The sequence below is a fragment of the Spirillospora sp. NBC_01491 genome (assembly GCF_036227065.1).
GTDB lineage: Bacteria > Actinomycetota > Actinomycetes > Streptosporangiales > Streptosporangiaceae > Spirillospora > Spirillospora xylanilytica.
Genome location: NZ_CP109432.1, coordinates 811,040 through 828,870 on the forward strand (window position 1 = coordinate 811,040; position 17,831 = coordinate 828,870).

General features: G+C 73.7%; 16 protein-coding genes. 11 read left to right on the forward strand and 5 right to left on the reverse strand.

Going from position 1 to position 17,831, the window contains the following annotated elements; translation table 11 throughout:
• The 3 genes from OHA34_RS03990 to OHA34_RS04000 form a co-directional block, all read right to left on the reverse strand.
• The gene (locus OHA34_RS03990) at nt 1-813 is read right to left on the reverse strand and encodes a hypothetical protein (protein WP_329520736.1); all 813 of its coding nucleotides are present in this window, start codon (nt 811-813) and stop codon (nt 1-3) included.
• 234 nt (nt 814-1,047) lie between these two features.
• Entirely contained in the window at nt 1,048-1,728 is a 681-nt protein-coding gene (locus OHA34_RS03995) for a winged helix-turn-helix transcriptional regulator (RefSeq protein ID WP_285943294.1), read from the reverse strand.
• Between the two features lie 101 nt (nt 1,729-1,829).
• On the reverse strand, nt 1,830-2,213 hold the full coding sequence (locus OHA34_RS04000) for an SRPBCC family protein (protein WP_329520737.1): 384 nt from the start codon (nt 2,211-2,213) through the stop codon (nt 1,830-1,832).
• Between the two features lie 208 nt (nt 2,214-2,421).
• On the opposite strand from OHA34_RS04000, the gene OHA34_RS04005 reads away from it, so the two are divergent.
• The 7 genes from OHA34_RS04005 to OHA34_RS04035 all read left to right on the forward strand — a co-directional run bounded on the left by OHA34_RS04005 (nt 2,422) and on the right by OHA34_RS04035 (nt 12,131).
• On the forward strand, nt 2,422-3,927 hold the full coding sequence (locus tag OHA34_RS04005) for a TldD/PmbA family protein (protein WP_285943292.1): 1,506 nt from the start codon (nt 2,422-2,424) through the stop codon (nt 3,925-3,927).
• Entirely contained in the window at nt 3,924-5,390 is a 1,467-nt protein-coding gene (locus OHA34_RS04010) for a metallopeptidase TldD-related protein (protein WP_329520738.1), read from the forward strand. The genes OHA34_RS04005 and OHA34_RS04010 overlap by 4 nt, the downstream gene beginning before the upstream one ends.
• Nucleotides 5,391-5,488: 98 nt before the next feature.
• Nucleotides 5,489-6,886 (forward strand): aminotransferase class V-fold PLP-dependent enzyme, encoded by a 1,398-nt coding sequence (locus OHA34_RS04015; RefSeq protein ID WP_329520739.1) that lies wholly within the window; start codon nt 5,489-5,491, stop codon nt 6,884-6,886.
• Complete coding sequence (locus OHA34_RS04020) at nt 6,883-8,106, forward strand: DUF885 domain-containing protein (protein ID WP_329520740.1); 1,224 nt, start codon at nt 6,883-6,885, stop codon at nt 8,104-8,106. The genes OHA34_RS04015 and OHA34_RS04020 overlap by 4 nt, the downstream gene beginning before the upstream one ends.
• 16 nt (nt 8,107-8,122) lie before the next feature.
• Nucleotides 8,123-9,577, forward strand: a complete 1,455-nt coding sequence (locus OHA34_RS04025; RefSeq protein WP_329520741.1) for an NDP-hexose 2,3-dehydratase family protein — start codon at nt 8,123-8,125, stop codon at nt 9,575-9,577.
• A 56-nt stretch (nt 9,578-9,633) separates the two neighbouring features.
• The gene (locus OHA34_RS04030) at nt 9,634-10,860 is read left to right on the forward strand and encodes a class I SAM-dependent methyltransferase (RefSeq protein ID WP_329520742.1); all 1,227 of its coding nucleotides are present in this window, start codon (nt 9,634-9,636) and stop codon (nt 10,858-10,860) included.
• A complete protein-coding gene (locus OHA34_RS04035; RefSeq protein WP_329520743.1) occupies nt 10,860-12,131 on the forward strand; it encodes a hypothetical protein in 1,272 nt (423 codons plus the stop codon). The genes OHA34_RS04030 and OHA34_RS04035 overlap by 1 nt, the downstream gene beginning before the upstream one ends.
• Here OHA34_RS04035 and OHA34_RS04040 read toward each other — a convergent pair.
• The gene (locus tag OHA34_RS04040; protein WP_329520744.1) at nt 12,103-13,092 is read right to left on the reverse strand and encodes a Gfo/Idh/MocA family protein; all 990 of its coding nucleotides are present in this window, start codon (nt 13,090-13,092) and stop codon (nt 12,103-12,105) included. The two genes, OHA34_RS04035 and OHA34_RS04040, sit on opposite strands and share 29 nt — an antisense overlap.
• A 55-nt stretch (nt 13,093-13,147) precedes the next feature.
• Nucleotides 13,148-14,290 carry a nucleotide disphospho-sugar-binding domain-containing protein gene (locus OHA34_RS04045; protein WP_329520745.1) on the reverse strand — a complete coding sequence of 381 codons (1,143 nt, stop codon included), beginning with the start codon at nt 14,288-14,290 and terminating at the stop codon, nt 13,148-13,150.
• Nucleotides 14,291-14,569: 279 nt separating this feature from the next.
• Between OHA34_RS04045 and OHA34_RS04050 the strand changes: the two genes are divergently transcribed.
• The 4 genes from OHA34_RS04050 (at nt 14,570) to OHA34_RS04065 (ending at nt 17,760) form a co-directional block, all read left to right on the forward strand.
• Complete coding sequence (locus OHA34_RS04050) at nt 14,570-15,571, forward strand: ATP-binding cassette domain-containing protein (RefSeq protein ID WP_329520746.1); 1,002 nt, start codon at nt 14,570-14,572, stop codon at nt 15,569-15,571.
• Nucleotides 15,568-16,434: an ABC transporter permease gene (locus tag OHA34_RS04055; protein WP_329520747.1), complete on the forward strand. Its 867-nt coding sequence runs from the start codon at nt 15,568-15,570 to the stop codon at nt 16,432-16,434. Before OHA34_RS04050 ends, OHA34_RS04055 begins: the two co-directional genes overlap by 4 nt.
• A gap of 69 nt (nt 16,435-16,503) precedes the next feature.
• A complete protein-coding gene (locus tag OHA34_RS04060; RefSeq protein ID WP_285943280.1) occupies nt 16,504-16,905 on the forward strand; it encodes a nuclear transport factor 2 family protein in 402 nt (133 codons plus the stop codon).
• Nucleotides 16,906-16,959: 54 nt separating this feature from the next.
• Nucleotides 16,960-17,760 carry an SAM-dependent methyltransferase gene (locus tag OHA34_RS04065; protein WP_285943278.1) on the forward strand — a complete coding sequence of 267 codons (801 nt, stop codon included), beginning with the start codon at nt 16,960-16,962 and terminating at the stop codon, nt 17,758-17,760.
• Nucleotides 17,761-17,831: the final 71 nt, after the last annotated feature.

Here is a 17,831-nt window from a genome sequence, read left to right on the forward strand (position 1 = left end):
TCACGCGGGCCCGTCGGGCCTGGCGGGGAACCGGTGCTCGAGCGCCTCCCGCAGCCGCTGCGGCCCGCCGTCGAAGTCGGCCGCGGGGACGGCCGCCGGCTCGCCGACCCGGCGGAAGTCGGTCCACCGCTCCGCGCCGGGACGCTCCCCGCCGGAGCCCCCCGCGCGGGCACACCCTGCGTCGGGAGACCCCCTGCCGGGACGTCCGGCCCGGATGAGCCTCGGCAGGCCCGTCACGCTCGGATCGCCGAGCTCCACCACCTCCCAGCGCCGCTCGGGCTCCCGGCGCCGGTCGACGGCGCGGGCGACGACGATGCCGCTCGCCGGATCGACCGCCTCGGTGACGGTCAGCCCCGGCGTGGAGGCCGGTCCGAGGAAGCAGTACGCCTCGGCCCCCGGCCAGCCGCTCCAGGACAGGTCGGAGTCGCGGTCCTCGGGGGTGCTCCCGAGGCCCGGATAGCGCCAGGCCATGAGGTCGAGGTAGCCGACCTCGGTGAGCGGCAGGCAGCCGAACAGGTAGCGCTCGGCCAGGCGCAGCGAGCACCTCATCGTCGGCACGTAGGTCTGCACCTCGCAGGCGCCCCGTCTCCGGTCCTCGCTGATGCGCACGTGAGTGCCCGCCAGGGTCTCGGGCTGGGTCACGAACAGGCAGGTGAGAGCGGTGTCACCGGTGAACCGGCGGCCGATCAGGTAGCGCATGGGCCGCCGCCCGATGGCGGCCTCCACGGCGAATCCGAAGGAGCCGAGCGAGCCCGCGCTGAGGTTGGCGCGGTCCTGGCGAGTCGTCCGGCGACTTGGCTGATGCAGGCCCACGATGTCCCTGCCCGTCCCTTCGAGCGGTGGCGGTGCGCGCGATGGCCTCCACCGGGCCGCCCACCGGTCGAACGTGGCCGGCCGGGCCGTGACGGCGCGCGCGATCCGCCCGCCGGGGCGCCGGGCCGGGTACCGGAGGACGGCTTCGAACGGGGTGCCGTCCGCGCTGTCCGATTGGGAGTAGAGCACCGGGGAAACCCGGAGTCAAGGGGGCGGTCAGGGCCCCCGGACGGTTCAGCGGACCAGGCCGAGCAGGCGCGAGCAGCGCAGCACCGCGTCGTCGTCGCCCTCCATGACCAGCCGCCGGGTGAGCGTGGCCTCGAGGGGGTTGAGCCGGCCGGCCCCGATCTCGACGAAGGTCACCGCGTCGGTCGTGACCAGCAGCGCGGGGTCGAAGTCGGGCTTGCCGTGCCGCACCGCGACCCGGCCGCCCTCGATCGCGATGTGGAACACCTCGTCGTCGATCCGGAACTCGTACTGCTCGTCCTGCACCACGGCCCCGAGGTCGACCATCGCCTCGACCGCGAGCACCGCCCACCGGGGCCGGACGACGTCCTCGGCGGCCGGTGCCTGGAGCAGGCCGAGGCCCCAGCGCGCCACGGAGAGGACCGCCTCGCGCAGCCCCTCGCCCTGCTCGGTCAGCTCGTACATCTTGATCTTCGACTCCGGGCTCATCAGGCGCTGCCGGATGAGCCCGGTCTCCACCAGGAACCGGAGCCGGTCGGCCAGGAGGTTGGTGCCGATGCCGGGCAGGTTGGCCTGGAGTTCGTTGTAGCGGCACGGGCCGGTGAGCAGCTCGCGAATGATCAGCAGCGTCCAGCGCTCGCCGATGACGTCGAGCGCGCTGGCGAGACCGCAGTACTGGCCGTAATTGCGACGCTGTTGCTTGGCCACGACCGAACCTCCCGTGTTCACTTGACAAGTGTATTCCGAACGGGAGGCAACTGGGGCACCGCGGTCACTCCTGGACACGGCGCGAGAAGGCGGGCACCGCCCGCCCTCCGCCGTGCTGCGGGTCAGCCCGCCGCGGTGTGCTCGTCGAGGTTGGCCAGTACCTGCGGCCATGCCTCGTCGTGCCGGTCGCGCGCGGCCTGGTCGGAGAATCCGGCGTGCGTCAGGCGCAGCGCGGACCCGCTCCCGGCCGGGGTGAGGTCGATCGTGACGACCGTCTCGGCGCCATCGGTGCCGCCGGCCCCGGTGATCCAGGTCAGCTCGATGAGCCGGGCGGGGTCCAGCTTGAGAAAACGACCGTAGTGGGAGTGGAGCTCGCCGTCCGCTTCGACCTGGAAGAAGAAAGGGGCGTTCACGGCGGCGATCATCGAGAGTGTTCCGGGGGCCGCGAACCACTGGTCGAATCGTTCTGTCCATTCGGTGTAGAGGGCCTGCGGCGTCGCCCTCATCGACCGTTCCACCTGCACGCGCCATGGCCGGGACGAGAGTCCGGGCACCGTCAACGGGTTCACCATGGGCTCCATGACTATCCGCGGCGCCGGAGGGCTGTCAACACTACTGGCCGCACTGGCTTGAGATAAATATAGTTCTGGTCTGTACGGTCCGAACACAGTCCGGCGGCCGTCCCCCCGGCGCCGCCGCCACCGGAGGTGGCCGATGACGGAGCTGGACGCGGCGTTCGAGAGCCTGCCGCTGCACGCGATCGCCGACGCCGCGCTCGACCGGGCCGCCCGGCTGGGCGCCAAGCACGCCTCCGTCCGCGTGGGACGGGTCCGCGCGGGCGGTGCGCTCCTGCGGGACGGCGTCACGGCCGGGAGCCACGACACCACGCACACCGGCCTCGCCGTGTCCGTGGTGTGCGGCGGGACCCGCGGGTTCGCGGCCACCACCGAGCCGACCCCCGAGGCCGCCGCGCAGGTCACCGAGCGCGCGGTGGCGGTCGCCCGCGCCTGCGCCGCCCTCGGCGGCGACCTCGGAGAGCCCGCGGACGAGCCGGTCTACCCCGGGGCCGCGTGGTCGTCCAGCCATCGGATCAACCCCTTCGACCTTCCCCAGTCGGAGTGGGCGGCGCCGCTGGCCGAGTGGAGCCGGCGGCTCATGGCCGCGCCCGACGTCGTCCACGTGCACGCGAAGGTCAAGGTCACCCAGGAGAACACCTTCTACGCCGACCTCGCCGGCACGACGGCCGTCCAGCAGCGCGTCCGGATCCATCCCCAGCTGCTGGCGCTGGGGGTGGACCCGCGGACCGGGCGGGCCGAGACCCTCCGCACCCTGGGGCCGCCGACGGCCCGCGGCTTGGAGTACCTCACGGGCGAGGGATGGGACTGGGACGACGAGGTCGCCGGGATGCCCGCGCACCTCGGCGCGAAGCTGCGCGCCGCGGCGGCCGAGCCGGGCCGCCACGACCTGGTGATCGATCCGTCGAACCTGTGGCTGACCATCCACGAGACCGTGGGCCACGCGACCGAGCTCGACCGCGCCCTCGGGCACGAGCTGGGCTACGCGGGCACCACGTTCGCCGCACCGGACCGGCTCGGCTCGCTGCGGTACGGGTCCGGGCTGATGAACGTCACCGCCGACCGCATCGCCGAGCACGGCCTGGCCACGGTCGGGTTCGACGACGAGGGCGTCGCGGCGCAGTCCTGGGACCTGGTGACCGGTGGTGTGCTGACGGGGTTCCAGACCGACCGGCGGAACGCGCGGATCGTCGGGGCCGAACGCTCCACCGGCTGCGCGTTCGCCGAGTCGGGGTCGCGCGAGCCGCTCCAGCGGATGCCCAACGTCTCCCTGCGGCCCGCGCCCGGCGGCCCGTCCACGGCGGATCTGATCAGCGGCGTCTCCGCGGGCATCTACGTCGTCGGATCGGGAAGCTGGTCGATCGACACCCGGCGCCAGAACTTCCAGTTCACCGCGCAGCGCTGCCACCGGATCAGGCACGGGCGGCTGACCGGCCAGATCCGCGACGTCGCCTACCAGGGCGACAGCACCGACTTCTGGGCGTCGCTGTACGCGCTCGGCGGCCCGGCCGACTACCGGGAGTTCGGCGCGGACCTGTGCGGCAAAGGGCAGCCGGTGCAGGCGGCGGCGGCCAGCCACGGCTCCCCCGCCGCCCTGTTCCGCGACGTCCGCGTCCTCAACGCCTCGCAGGAGGCCGCGCTGTGAGCGGCGGGCGCGCGGTGCGGGCGGGCACGCCCCAGGAGATCGCGGAGCGGGCGCTGGCGGCGAGCCGGGCCGACGGGTGCGCCGTGATCGTCGACGAGTCGGACGGCTCGCACCTGCGCTGGGCCGGCAACACCGTGACCGCCGCAGGGCACGTCCGCGACCACCGGGTGACCGTCATCGCGCTGGCGGACGGGCGTGGTGGCACGGCCACGGGGGTGGTGACCCGGCACGGTGTGGACGGGCCCAACGGCACCGGCGGGGCGGACGGCGATGTGCTGACCGGCCTGGTCCGCGCCGCCGAGTACGCGGCGCGTCAGGGCGGCTCCGCCGAGGACGCCTGCCCGCTGCCGCCGGCCGGCGGCGGGCAGGGCTCGCAGGACTGGTCGGCGCCTCCGGCCACGCCACCGGCCGAGGGCCTCGGCATCCTGGCCGACGGCCTGCGGACGGCGATCGGGCAGGCGCGGGCGGAGGGCCGCCTTCTCTACGGGTACGCCGAGCACGGGCTCCTCTCCAGCTACCTGGCTACCACCTCCGGGTTGCGGCTGTGCCATGTCCAGCCGACCGGCCTGGTCGATCTGACCGCACGGGCCGAAGACGGCGACGCGACGTCCTGGACGGGCATGAGCCTGAGCGACCGCGCTCCGGACGAGCCTCCGCGCGCCGACCTCGCGGCGATGGACCTGCGGCTGCGGACGCGGCTCGGCTGGGCCCGCCGCCGCGCCGACCTGCGGCCCGGCCGCTACGAGGTGCTGCTCTCGCCCTCGTGCGTCGCCGACCTGATGCAGCACCTCTACGACGCGGCGGGCGCCAAGGACGCGCTCGACGGACGGTCGCCCTTCAGCGGCGATGGCGGCGCTCACGGCGGCGGCCTGCGGATCGGCGAGCGGGTCGCCCCGGCGGGCCTGACGCTGAGCAGCGACCCCGGCGCCGCCGGGCTGGAGTGCGCGCCGTTCGTCATCGCCCGGTCCTCCGGCGACACGTCCTCGGTCTTCGACAACGGCCTGCCGCTGCACCCGACGAACTGGATCGCCGACGGGGTCCTGACCGCCCTGGTGCAGACCCGGCACACCGCCCGCCTGACCGGCCTGCCCGCCACGCCCCGGGTCGACAACCTGCGGCTGGACGGCGGGCCGGGCGGGCGCACTCTCGCCGAGATGGTGGCCGGCACCGAACGCGGGCTGCTGCTGACGTCCCTGTGGTACCTCCGAGAGGTCGACCCGCGGTCGCTGACGCTCACCGGCCTCACCCGGGACGGCGTGTACCTGGTGGAGAACGGCGAGATCGTCGGGGCGACGCGCGACTTCAGGTTCAACGAGAGCCCGCTCGGAGTGCTCCAGCGGACCGTCGAGACCGGACGCACCGAACGCGCCCTCCCCCGCGAATGGGACGACGGGCTCACCCGGGCGGCCATGCCGCCGCTGCGCGTCGGCGACTTCACCGTGTCGGCCGTCAGCGGCCGGTGACCTCCGGTCCGGGCACCCATGACAACACTAGACTTTTTTAAAGTGACTTCTTAGAGTGAGGCTGAATTCGTCCTCCTGCCCCCTGAACGGAGGGTGTCATGGACAGCAGCGGAACAGACTCGGCGATCGTCGAGATGGCGCGCCGGCGCACCGAGGCCGAGGCGGCGTCCACCGGCTCCGGTCCCCGGCCCCCGGCGGAATGGGCCGCGCACGTCCCGTCCGGCCCCCTGGAGGACCCGTCGAACTGGCGGGCGCTGCGCGCGCTGTTCCCCCTGGACCCCGAGCTCGTGCACCTGAACGTCGGAACGCTGGGGTCGACGCCGCGTCCCGTGCTGGAGATGCTGCGGACGGCCGACGCCGAGTACGCACGCTACCCCCGCGACCCCTACCCGCCGACCACCTTCAGCGAGCCGCGGGCCGTGCTGGCGCGCTGCTACGGCTGCGACCCCGACGAGATCGCGATCGTCCAGGGCGCGACCGACGGCAACGCCCGGATCCTGAACGGGCTGGAGCTGGCCGAGGGCGACGAGGTCATCACGACCACGCACGAGTGCTACACGATGCAGGCCCCGCTCAACGTGCTGCACAACCGCCGCGGAGTGGTGGTGAAGAAGCTGACGCCGCGGCTCGGCCCCGACCAGTCGGCCGAGGAGATCGTCGAGATGTTCGAGGCGGCGATCACGCCCCGCACCAAGGTGATCGAGTGGGCGGCGGTCACCTTCACCGTCGGCACCACCATGCCGACCAGGGCGCTCGCCGAGCTGGCGCACCGGCACGGCCTGATCAGCGTCGTCGACGGCGCCCACCTGCCAGGACAGTTCGACATGGACCTGCACGAGCTGGGCGTCGACTTCCTCAGCGGATCGGGCGCGAAGTACCAGTGCGGCCCGATGGGCACCGGGATCGTGTACGCGCGCAACAAGGTGCTGCCCGAGCACAACCCGCTGCCGCTGCCGGCGTTCTGGCCGGTGATCTCGCTGTGGTACCCGATCGAGGGCGAGCTGCCGCCCCGGGCGACGGGCCGCGAGCCGACCTACGACATCGGCACCTTCCTCCAGAAGACCGGCTCGGCCGACCTGTCCCGCGGGCCCGCGCTCCAGGCCGCCGCCGAGATCTGGGAGCACATCGGCAGGGACAACGTCCAGCGCTACGTGCACGGGCTGTGCGACCGGCTCAAGGAGCGCGTCGTCGACCGCTGGGGGGCGGAGTCGCTGTTCAGCCCGCTGAACGACCGGCGGCTGCACTCGGGGATGGTCGCCTTCCAGCCGTTCGCCGACCCGGCCGACGCGGTCGACCCGGCCAAGTTCATGGAGTTCGAGGAGCGGATGGAGAGCGAGTACGGGGTGAACCTGCGCTTCACCTTCTTCCCCGTGCGCGGCGCGTCCTCCGAGCGCTACGCGATCCGCCTCGCCCCGCACCTCTACAACAGCCCCGAGGAGATCGACGGCGCGGTCGACGCGATGATCAAGCTGACGGACGAGATGGCCACCCGGTGACCCGCACGCCGGACGAGCCCGTGGTGCGCGACTACCTGCTGCTCGGGCTGCGGCTGGGCCGGCTCGTCGACGGGTTCGTGGACTGCTGGTTCGGCGATCCGGCGCTGGCCCGGCGGGTCGCCGCCGAGCCGGCGCCCGACCCGGCCGCCTTGGCCCGCGACGCGTCCGGGCTGCTGCGCGCGCTGGACGACAGCGGCCTCGCCGAGGACCGCCGGCGGTTCCTGCGCGCGCAGGTGCGGGCCCTGGAGTGCTCGGCGAACCGGCTGGCCGGTGCCGGGACGACCTTCCTGGACGAGGTCGAGGCGTACTTCAACGTGGAGATCGGGCTCGCCGACACCGGCCGCTACGCGGAGGTCCACGATCAGATCGCCGCGCTGCTGCCGGGACCGGGGGACCTGCGCGCCCGGCTGATGGCCCACCACGACCGCGACCGGCTGCCACCGGAGCTGCTGGGCCCGGCGCTGCGCGCCCTGTCGGGCGGGCTGCGCGACCTGGTCGGCGCGCGGTTCGGTCTTCCGGCGGACGAGACCGTCGAGTACGAGGTGGTCGGCGACAAGCCGTGGAACGCCTTCAACCGCTACACCGGCGGGTTCCGCTCCCTGGTGACGATCAACGCGGACGCGGGGCACGGCATGTCGGCGCTGCCCCACCTGGCGACCCACGAGTGCTACCCGGGCCACCACACCGAGCACTGCGCCAAGGAGGCCGGACTGGTCCGTGCCGGAGGCCACGGCGAGCAGGTGATCTCGCTGGTCAACACCCCGCAGTGCCTGATGGCCGAGGGCACGGCCGAGCTGGCCCTGACCGCGGTGATGGGCGAGGGCTGGGGCCCGTGGACGGCCGGGATCCTCACCGGGATCGGCGCCCGCATGGACGGCGGCCTCGCCGAGCGCCTGCTGCCGCTGACGGCGCGGCTGCTGGCGGCCCGCCAGGACGCGGCCATCCTGCTGCACGACCGCGGCACCGACCCCGACGTCGTCGTCGCCTACCTCCAGCGGTGGATGCTCGTCAGCGAGGAACGGGCCCGGCACATGGTCCGGTTCCTGACCGATCCCCTCTGGCGCGCCTACACCGTCACCTACATCGAGGGGGCACGGCTGGTGGGCGCGTGGCTGGCCGCCCGTCCCGCCGGGCAGTCCGTCACCGAGCGCTACCGCAGGCTGCTCGACGAGCCGCTGCTCCCCGCGACGCTGTCGGCGGACCTCGCCGCCGCCTCATGACGATCGCCGCCGTCTCATGACGGCCCGCCCGGCCCCGCTCCGGATCGCCCGGTCCGCGCTGTGCCGGGACGGCGGAGCGGGCCGGGACTCCGGGAACGGACGGGCCGCCGGGCCGGACGGCGTCCAGGCGTGGCTCGACCAGGCCGCGCTCCGGACCCACATGGAGGTGACGCGGGTCCCGCTGAGCGGGCTGGCGGCCTGGACCCGCGATCCCGGCACCGGCGACCTCGGCCACCGCAGCGGCGGCTTCTTCACGGTCCGCGGGCTGGAGGTGGACCATCCGCTCGGGCCGGTGCCGCACTGGAGCCAGCCGATCATCGACCAGCCGGAGGTCGGGATCCTCGGCGTCCTGGTCAAGGAGTTCGGCGGCGTCCTGCACTGCCTGGCCCAGGCCAAGGTCGAGCCGGGCAACCTCGACGGGCTCCAGCTCGCCCCGACCGTCCAGGCGACGTACAGCAACTACACCCGGGTGCACCGCGGGCTGCACGTCCCCTACCTCGGGTACTTCCTGGACGTCTCCCGCCATCACGTGATCGCCGACGTGTGCCAGTCCGAGCACGCGGCCTGGTTCCTGCGCAAGCGCAACCGCAACATGGTGGTCGAGGTCGCCGGCGACGTCGAGGCGGCGCCGGGCTTCCGCTGGATGACGGTGGGGCAGCTGCACCGGCTCCTCACCCGCGACGACCTGGTCAACATGGACCTGCGCTCGGTGCTGTCCTGCCTGCCGTTCGCCGGCCCGGACGTCCGGGCGGCGTTCGGAGCGCGCGGCGACGGGTTCCGGGCCGCCCTCACGCGGTCGTGCGACGCGGCCGGGCGCGCGCTGCACGGGGACGCCGAGATCCTGCGCTGGATCGCCGAGACCCGCGCCCGCACCGCCGTCCGCACCCGGCGGGCGCCGCTGGACGGGCTGCGGCACTGGCACTCCGGCGACGACGCCGTCACGCACGAGAGCGGGCTGTTCTTCGACGTGATCGGGGTGGAGGTCGAGGCCGCCGGCCGGGAGGTGGGCCGGTGGGCGCAGCCGATGCTCCGCCCGCACGGGACGGCCGTCGTCGCGTTCGTCGTCACCCGCATCGACGGCGTGTTGCACGCGCTCGTCCACGCGCTCGCCGAACCCGGCTCCATCAACGGCGTCGAGCTGGCGCCGACCGTGCAGTGCACGCCGGAGAACCACGGCCACCTGCCCCCGTCCGCCCGTCCCGCCTTCCTGGACGAGGTGCTGCGGGCGGGGCCCGACCAGATCAGGTTCACGGCCCGCCTGTCCGAGGAGGGCGGACGTCTCTACCACGCGCGAGGCCGCTATCTCATCGTCGAGACGGAACCGGGCGGCCGGTGGGAGCGCCCCGGCTACCGCTGGCTGACCCTGCGCCAGCTCGCCGCGCTCCTGCGCCGCGGCCACTACGTCAACGTCCAGGCGCGCAGCCTGGTCACCTGCCTGTTCAGCCTGACCGGGGACACGGCGGTCGCATGAGCGCGGCCGTCCGCCCCGCCCGGGAGCCCGCCCCCCAGCCACGAGGACTGTCATCGATGAAGAGATGCCGTATCTGCGATGGCCCGGTGCGCGAGACGCTCGACCTCGGCCGCCAGCCGCTGTCGGACGCGTTCATCGACCCGACGGCCCCGCCCGGCCCGGACGGCGAGTTCTTCTTCCGGCTCGGCGTCGGGGCGTGCGAGTCGTGCACGATGGTGCAGCTCGTCGAGGCGGTCCCCAGGGAGCGCATGTTCCACCACGACTACCCGTACCGCTCGTCGCGCTCGGACCGGATGCGCGAGCACTTCGAACGCACCGCCCGCACCCTGCTGGACGGGGTCCGGGCCGGCCCGGACCCGTTCGTCGTCGAGATCGGGTGCAACGACGGCGCCATGCTCGCGGCGATCGACACGGCGGGCGTCCGGAGCCTCGGCGTCGACCCGTCCGGCCGGGCGGCAGCGGTGGCCGCCCGGAACGGCCTGCGCGTCCGGACCGACTTCTTCGAGGAGTCCTCGGCGGCCTCGATCCGCGCCGCCGAAGGGCCCGCCGACCTCATCTACTCGGCCAACACCATCAGCCACATCCCCTACCTCGGCTCGGTCTTCCGCGGCGTGGACCGGCTGCTCGCGCCGGACGGCCTGTTCGTCTTCGAGGACCCCTACCTGGGCGACATCCTGGACCGCTCGGCCTTCGACCAAATCATCGACGAGCACTTCTACTTCTTCACCGTCCGCTCCGTGCGGGCCACGGCGCGGCGCTTCGGGTTCGAGCTGGTCGACGTCGAGCGGCTACCCGTCCACGGCGGCGAGATCCGCTGCACGGTGGCGCGCGCCGGCCGGCGCCCGCCCGCGCCCGCGGTCGCGGCGCTGCTGGCCCGCGAGGACGCGCTCGGCCGCACCAGCGGCCCCGCCTTCCGCGGGCTGGCGACCGCCGCCCGGCGCATCCGGGACGATCTCCTCACGCTGCTGCGCACGCTGCGCGCGGACGGCCGGCGGGTGGTCGGGTACGGCGCCACCGCCAAGAGCGCCACGGTGCTGAACTACTGCGGCATCGGCCCCGGCCTGGTCCCGTTCGTCTGCGACTCCACCCCGGAGAAGCAGGGCAGGCTGACGCCCGGATCGCACCTGCCGGTGCGTCCGCCCGCCGCCTTCTCCGACCCCTACCCCGACTACGCCGTGCTGTTCGCCTGGAACCACGCCCAGGAGATCATGATGAAGGAGCAGGCGTTCCACGCGGCCGGCGGCCGGTGGATCCTGTACGTTCCCGACGTCCACCTCGTGTGATGGCCGCCCAGTCGCTCCTCGACGGCGCCGCGCTGCTCGGGGCGTGCGTCGTCGCCGCCGGGGCCCTGCTGCGCCCGTTCGCGGGCGTCCCGTCCCGGACGGTCTCGCGCGCCGTCACGGTCGCCGCCGCCGTGACCGTCACGTGCACCCTCATGGCCGTGCACCGCCCCCTCATCGCGATCCCGCTCGCGGTCCCGGCGCTGCTGGCCGCCCTCACGCTGGACCGCGCGCGGTGGGCTTTCGCGTTCGGGCTGGCGACGGCCGCGACGCTGATCGCGACCGTGACGGTCACCGCGATCACGCGGTCCGGGCCGGTCGAACCCGGCGTGCCGCTGCTGGCCGCCGCCACGGGCGACCGCGGGCCGGTCCTCGTCGTCCCGCACCGCCCCGGCTGGAACCTCGTCCACGTGGGCGCCGCCGCCGAGGTGGGGACCGACCGCGCCCGTCTCCGGGCCGCCGTGCCCGTCCCCGGGGCGAACGGACGATGGGCGATGGTGCGGCTGCCGGACGGACCGGGCCGGCTGTGGATACGGCAAGGCGGCCGAGTCTCCTCCCAGCCCGTCGACACCGGCCGCACGACCGCGTCCGGCATCACCTGGAACGACGGCCCCGAATGCGCGAGCGCCGCCCTCGGCGGCCTGGCCGCGGGCCGCGCCGAGCCCCTGCGGGCCTGCCCGGCCGACGGGCTCGACGCCCGGGACGCGGCAGCGCTGTGTGCCACCGTGCGCTTCATCGCGGCGCGCCGGGCCCGCTCCATCACCCTGATCGGCGACTCCTCGCCCCGTTCGGCGGCGGCGGCGCGGGCCGTCCGGGCGGTGAGCGGCGCCGCGGGGATCACCGTGGCGGACCGGCCCCGGCCGGAGCAGCCGATCGTCGTCGTCTCCGGCTGGTCCACCGCTCACACCCGGCTGCGCGACGTCGCGAAGGGCCGGCTGCCGGGCGCGGGCGCCTACCTCGCGCCGTGGCTCCTCGCCGCTCCGCTGCTCACCATCCCGGCCGGGCAGCTTCTCCCGCTGCGCTTCTCCCCCCGTGACGAGCTGCCGCTGCGCTACGCGACCGCGCTGGCGGAGCGGTTCCCCGGCGAGCCGCCCACAAGCGCCGGATATGACGGCTGGCTCGCCGCGAGAGGGTCCGCGCCCGCCGACGAGACACGCCTGTACGCCGCATCGGTGGTCCGGTTTCCGACACCAGGGGGCGGCGGCCACGCGCACGGGGACTGGGGGTGGCTGCCCGAGGGGACGGTCACCGCGGTGTCAGGTCCCCTGAAGTGATCGCGCGGACGGACTCCATCAGCGCCACGCCCCGCACACTGGCCTCCAGCGCCCCCGCGTCCCCTCCGCCGCCCCGCACCGAGGCGACGAAGACCTCGAGGGTGTTGAGGTAGTGGTTGCTCGGCCGGAGGGTGAGGGTCTCCTCCCGGTCCTGCCGCTCGATGCGGACGACCGGCTGCCAGGTCTTCGGCGGCGTGAACGCGCGATCGACGATGATGCGGCCTCGGCCGCCCCACAGCTCGTAGCGGGACCGGTAGAAGTGCTGGAAGCCAAAGGTGAGATGGGCCGCGGCGCCGTCCGAGCCGCGCAGTAGGACGTCGCCGCCGATCTCGACGCCCCGGGCCGCATCATGGTGCAGGACCGCGCCCGCCACCTCGAGCGGTGCGCCGAGATAGGCCATCGCGGCGTGGATCGGATAGAAGCCGACGTCCATCAGCGCGCCCCCGCCCAGCTCGGGGGCATAGCGGATGTCGTCGGCGGGCCGGGGCGGAATGGCCATCGCCGCGGTGAACACCCTCAGCTCGCCGATGACCCCCTCGGACATCAGCCGGCGGACGGTCTCGTGCTGCGGATGGTGGACGAACATGCGGTTCTCCATCAGCCGGAGATCATGGCTCCCAGCCAGGGCCACCAGTTCGTCGGCCTCCCGCACGCTCGTCGCCAGGGTCTTCTCCACCAGGACGTGCTTGCCCGCCTCTAGCGCGCGGCCCGTCCACTCGGCGTGCATTCCGGTCGGCAGCGGAATGTACACTGCGTCGATGTCGCCGCGGCCGAGCAGCCGCTCGTAACCGACCACCGCCTCGCCCCCGAACCGGTCGGCGAACCGGCGGGCCCGCGCCTCGGTCCTGCTGGCGACGGCCACGAGCCGCGCGGACAGGCACTCGGCCAGGGCGGGCAGCACATGGCGCCAGGCCACGTCGGCGCAGCCGACGACTCCGAACCGAAGCGAGCGCTCGCACATCGCCCGGATCTCCCTTCCCGCGATCGGACCGGGCGGCCGGCGCCGCCCGGCGTGCTCATCCGGAGAGCGCGAGGTCGAGCAGCCTCGGGACCATGGCCGCCGGAGAGGGCAGCGCGGCCGACTCCGCGCGGACGTCGGCGGTCGCCTTCCGCAGGCTCTCGTCGGTGAGCAGCCGCTCCAGGGTCGCGGCGGTCACCTCGTCCTGGAGGGTCACCAACCCCACGCCACCCTTCTCCACCGCCGGGGCCAGGGTCTTGTGGCCGAGATAGCGGGGATCGAGCGCGACGAGCTGCGGCACGCCCGCCTCGACGGCCGCCATGGCGGTGCCGCCGCCGCCGTGGTGCACGACCGCCGCGCAGGTCGGCAGCAGCAGGTCGAGCGGGGTCCAGCCGATCGGCACGACGTTCGGCGGCAGCTCGCCCAGCGGAGCCGGATCGGCGTCGCCCAGCGCCAGCAGGAAGTCGGCGCCGGTCCGCCCCGCGGCGGCGACCGTCGCCTCCAGCGGGCCGAGCCCGTGCATCCCGGGCCGGATGCCGCCCATCGTGATCACCACGCGCGGGCGGCCCGCCGGCTCGGGCAGCCGCTCCCCCACGACGACGCCGCCCGTGTAAGGGACGTAGCGCATGTACGCGCCCTCGGGCTCGGGAAAGGGCAGCATGCTCGGCGGGACGAATTCCAAGGTCATCGCGGGATCGGGCAAAGCGGCGATGTCATAGCGGTCGAGCACATCGGTCAGCTGCGCCGCGGTCGCCGCGTGCAGACCGCCCGTTCGGATGGTGCCGAGATTGCGCTGGACGGCGGGCACTCCGATCCGGGCGGCGGCGATCAGGCCATAAGGGGCCGATTGTTCGAACACCACCAGATCGGGGCGCCACTGTTCGGCCAGCTCGACGGTCCGCTGCACGAACGGCCGGTTGAGCACGGCCACCCCGGGGGCGAGCGGCGACGGGTCGTCGCCCAACGGTTCCAGCCATCGCCGGACCAGCTCCGGCCGGGCCGTGAAGATCTCCGCCAGCAGTTCGTTTCCGCTGGTGCCGGGCGCGGCGTCGATGATCTGGAGCCCGGTCCCGGCGGCCTTCCCGGTCTGCTCGGAGAAGGTCATCAGGACCTCGTGGCCGGCCGCCCGGAAGGCCCACGCGAGCGGCGCCAGCGCGAACACCTTGCTGAGCGGCGGAGTGGCGGCGAACAGCACGCGCATGGCCTGGCCATCCTTCCCGGATACCGAAACTCCCAGCGAGAGTACACTAATCATTATTCAAGTCAATGAGGAACATTTGCCGACTTGACCGGCTTATCACTCCACCGCGAAGGCGTTATTTTTAAGGCCCCCGATCACCTTTACGGTGCGCCGGATGCGGGCACGCATCGCTGTTGCTACTATCTTTTCAGATAGCCAAGGACGCGTCCGCCGAGTCGCCGGAGCACAGCGCGAACCCGGCCGCCGCGCCCGCTCGTCCACGTCCACCGGGAGGACGGCTTGGATTCCCGCACCGATCTCGCCATCGAGACGTCGGGCCTGGTCAAGGTCTTCGGTGAGACCCGCGCGGTCGACGGCGTCGACCTCGCGGTGCGCGCCGGCTCGGTGCACGGCTTCCTCGGGCCGAACGGCGCCGGCAAGACCACCACGATCCGGATGCTCGCCACGCTGCTGCGCCCGAGCGCCGGCCAGGCCCGCGTCTTCGGGCACGACGTGGTGCGCGAGGCCGACAGCGTGCGCGGCCGGGTGAGCCTGACCGGCCAGTTCGCCTCCGTCGACGACGATCTCAGCGGCGCGGAGAACCTCGTCATGCTGGCCCGGCTGCTCGGCCACCCGCGGGCGCGGGCGCGCAGCCGCGCCGAGGAGCTGCTGGCGGCCTTCGACCTGACCGAGGCGGCGGGGCGGCCCGCCAAGAAGTACTCGGGGGGCATGCGCCGCCGGCTCGACATCGCCGCGAGCATCATCGTCCCGCCCGACCTGCTCTTCCTCGACGAGCCGACCGCCGGCCTCGACCCGCACAGCCGCAACCACGTCTGGGACATCGTCCGCGCGATCGTCGCGGCCGGCACCACCGTGCTGCTCACCACCCAGCGCCTCGACGAGGCCGACGAGCTGGCCGACCAGATCGCCGTGATCGACCGAGGGAAGATCATCGCCGACGGCACCGCCGCCGAGCTCAAGGCGTCGGTCGGTTCCAGCGCGGTGCACGTGCGCCTGGCCGACCCCGGGCGGCGCCCCGACGCCGTCCGGGCGCTGGGCGAGACCCTCGGCGTCGCCGTGCACACCGGCTCCGACCCGGCAACCCTGACCGCGGGCGTCCCCGTCGACACGGGCTCCGACGGCGGCGAGCGCGTCGCGCGGGCGCTGGCCGAGCTGGCCCGCTCCGGCGTCGCGCTCATCGACTACACCTTCGGCCCGCCGAGCCTCGACGAGGTCTTCCTCGCGCTGACGGGGCACCGCGCCGACGACGCCGTCGCCACCGGCGAGGAGGACGCGGCATGAGCCAGAGCACCCCGGCCACCACCACGCTGAACGGCGGCGGCGCCGACCGGCCCTCCGTCGACGAGGCGCTCCGCGCCGCTCTCGACGCGGGCCCGCGACCGCCCCGGCCGGGCGCCGTCGCGGCCTCGCTGACCTTCTGCAGGCGGGCCCTGCTGAAGGTCAGGCACGACCCCCAGCAGCTCTTCGACGCCATCGCGTTCCCGGTCATGGTGACGCTGGTGTTCACCTTCCTGTTCGGTGGCGCGATCGCCGGCTCCACCCACGACTACGTGCAGTTCCTGCTGCCCGGCATCGTGGTGCTGACGGTGGTGATGATCAGCATGAGCACCGGGGTGGCGCTGAACACCGACATCTCCAAGGGCGTCAACGACCGGTTCCGCTCGATGTCGATCTGGCGGCCGTCGGTCCTGGTCGGCGAGCTGCTCAGCGACACCGTCCGCTACCTGATGGCCTCGACCGTGGCCGTCCTGCTCGGCCTGGCGCTCGGCTTCCGCCCGCACGGCGGGTTCGTCGGCGTCGTCGCCGCGCTGGCGCTGATCCAGGTCTTCGCCTTCAGCCTGGCCTGGGTCTGGACGGCGCTCGGCCTGGTGGTGCACCAGCCGCAGACGATCATGACCCTGAGCGGGCTCGGGGTGTTCCCCCTGCTGTTCTGCAGCAACATCTTCGTCTCGACGCGCAGCATGCCGGGCTGGCTCCAGGCCGTCGTCAACGTCAACCCCGTCACCCGCACGGTGACGGCGGTGCGCGGCCTGATGAGCGGCTCGGTCACCGCGACGCAGATCGGCACGGCCTTCCTGGCCTATGCCGTGCTCATCGTCGTCTTCGGGTCGCTCACCGTACGGCTGTACAACAAGGAGCGCTGACCCGCGCGACGCCACCGACCCCGCGGCGCGGAGCACGTCCCGCCGCGGCCGAGCCAAGGAGGTACCCGCATGTCACACCCCAACCTGGAGATCATCGACCGGTTCTTCGCCGCCTACGGCGACCACGACCTCGAGGCCCTCGGCAAGGTCGTGGCCGAGGACGTGCAGTGGCACTTCCCCGGGCGCAACCCGCTCAGCGGCACCAAGAAGGGCGTCAAGGAGGTCGTCGCCTTCTTCGACGAGATGGGCAAGTACAAGGTGCGCGGCGAACAGTACGTCTCGGGCGTGAACGACGGCGCCGTCATCGAGGGCCAGCGCACCTGGAGCGTGGAGGAGGGCGTCGACTACGAGATGGAGTGGTGCGTCGTCTGGAGGTTCGCCGGCGGCCGGATCGTCTCCGGCACCCACTTCTGCGCCGACCAGTACCGGGCCGACGAGTTCTTCCAGGACCGGGCCGCGGCCCTCGGCTGACGCCGGGCGCCGCCGCTCTCCGCACCCCCCGTCCCTCCGGCCTGGAGCGCGCACATGGACCACCCGACATCCGAACCGGCGACCGCGGAACGGGCCAGCGTGGCCCGCGTCTACGACTACTACCTGGGCGGCGACCACAACTACCCGGTCGACCGGGAGTTCGCCCGCAAGATGATCGAGACCGTGCCCGAGGCGCCGGTGGTGGCCCGGCTGAACCGCGGCTTCCTGGGCCGGGCGGTCCGGTACTGCGCCGAGGCCGGGATCAGGCAGTTCCTCGACATCGGATCGGGCATCCCGACCGTCGGCACCGTCCACGAGATCGCGGAGCGGACGCGGGCGGGCTCCCGGGTGCTGTACGCCGACGTGGACCCGACCGCGGTCGCCTACGGCCGCGACATCCTGGCCGGCCACGACCGGACGGCGATGGTGCGGGGCGACCTGCTCGACCAGGACGGGCTGCTGTCCACGCCCGAGGCCGCCCGGCTGCTCGACTGGAGCGAGCCGATCGCGGTGCTGATGCTCGGCGTCCTGCACTACGTGCCCGACTCCGGCGACCCGCTGGGCCTGGTCGCGCGCTACCGCGACATCATGGCCCCGGGCAGCCGCCTGGTCCTGTCGCACGGGACCGACGAGGCCATCCCGCAGCACGTCAAATCAATGACCGACCTGTCGCAGGACCGGCAGAGCGCCGCCTACATGCGGACCCGCCAGGAGGTCGCGGGCTTCCTCGCGGGGTTCGAGACGGTCGACCCGGGCGTGGTCTTCCTGCCGCAGTGGCGCCCCGAGCCGGGCGACGAGCCGGGCATGCCGAAGGCGCGGGTCATGGCCTACGCCGCGGTCGGCCGCAAACCCTGACGGCGGCCCGGGCCGGGGCACCACGCGGTGCCCCGGCCCGGGCCCGCCAGATCGGGCGCACACCGGACCAG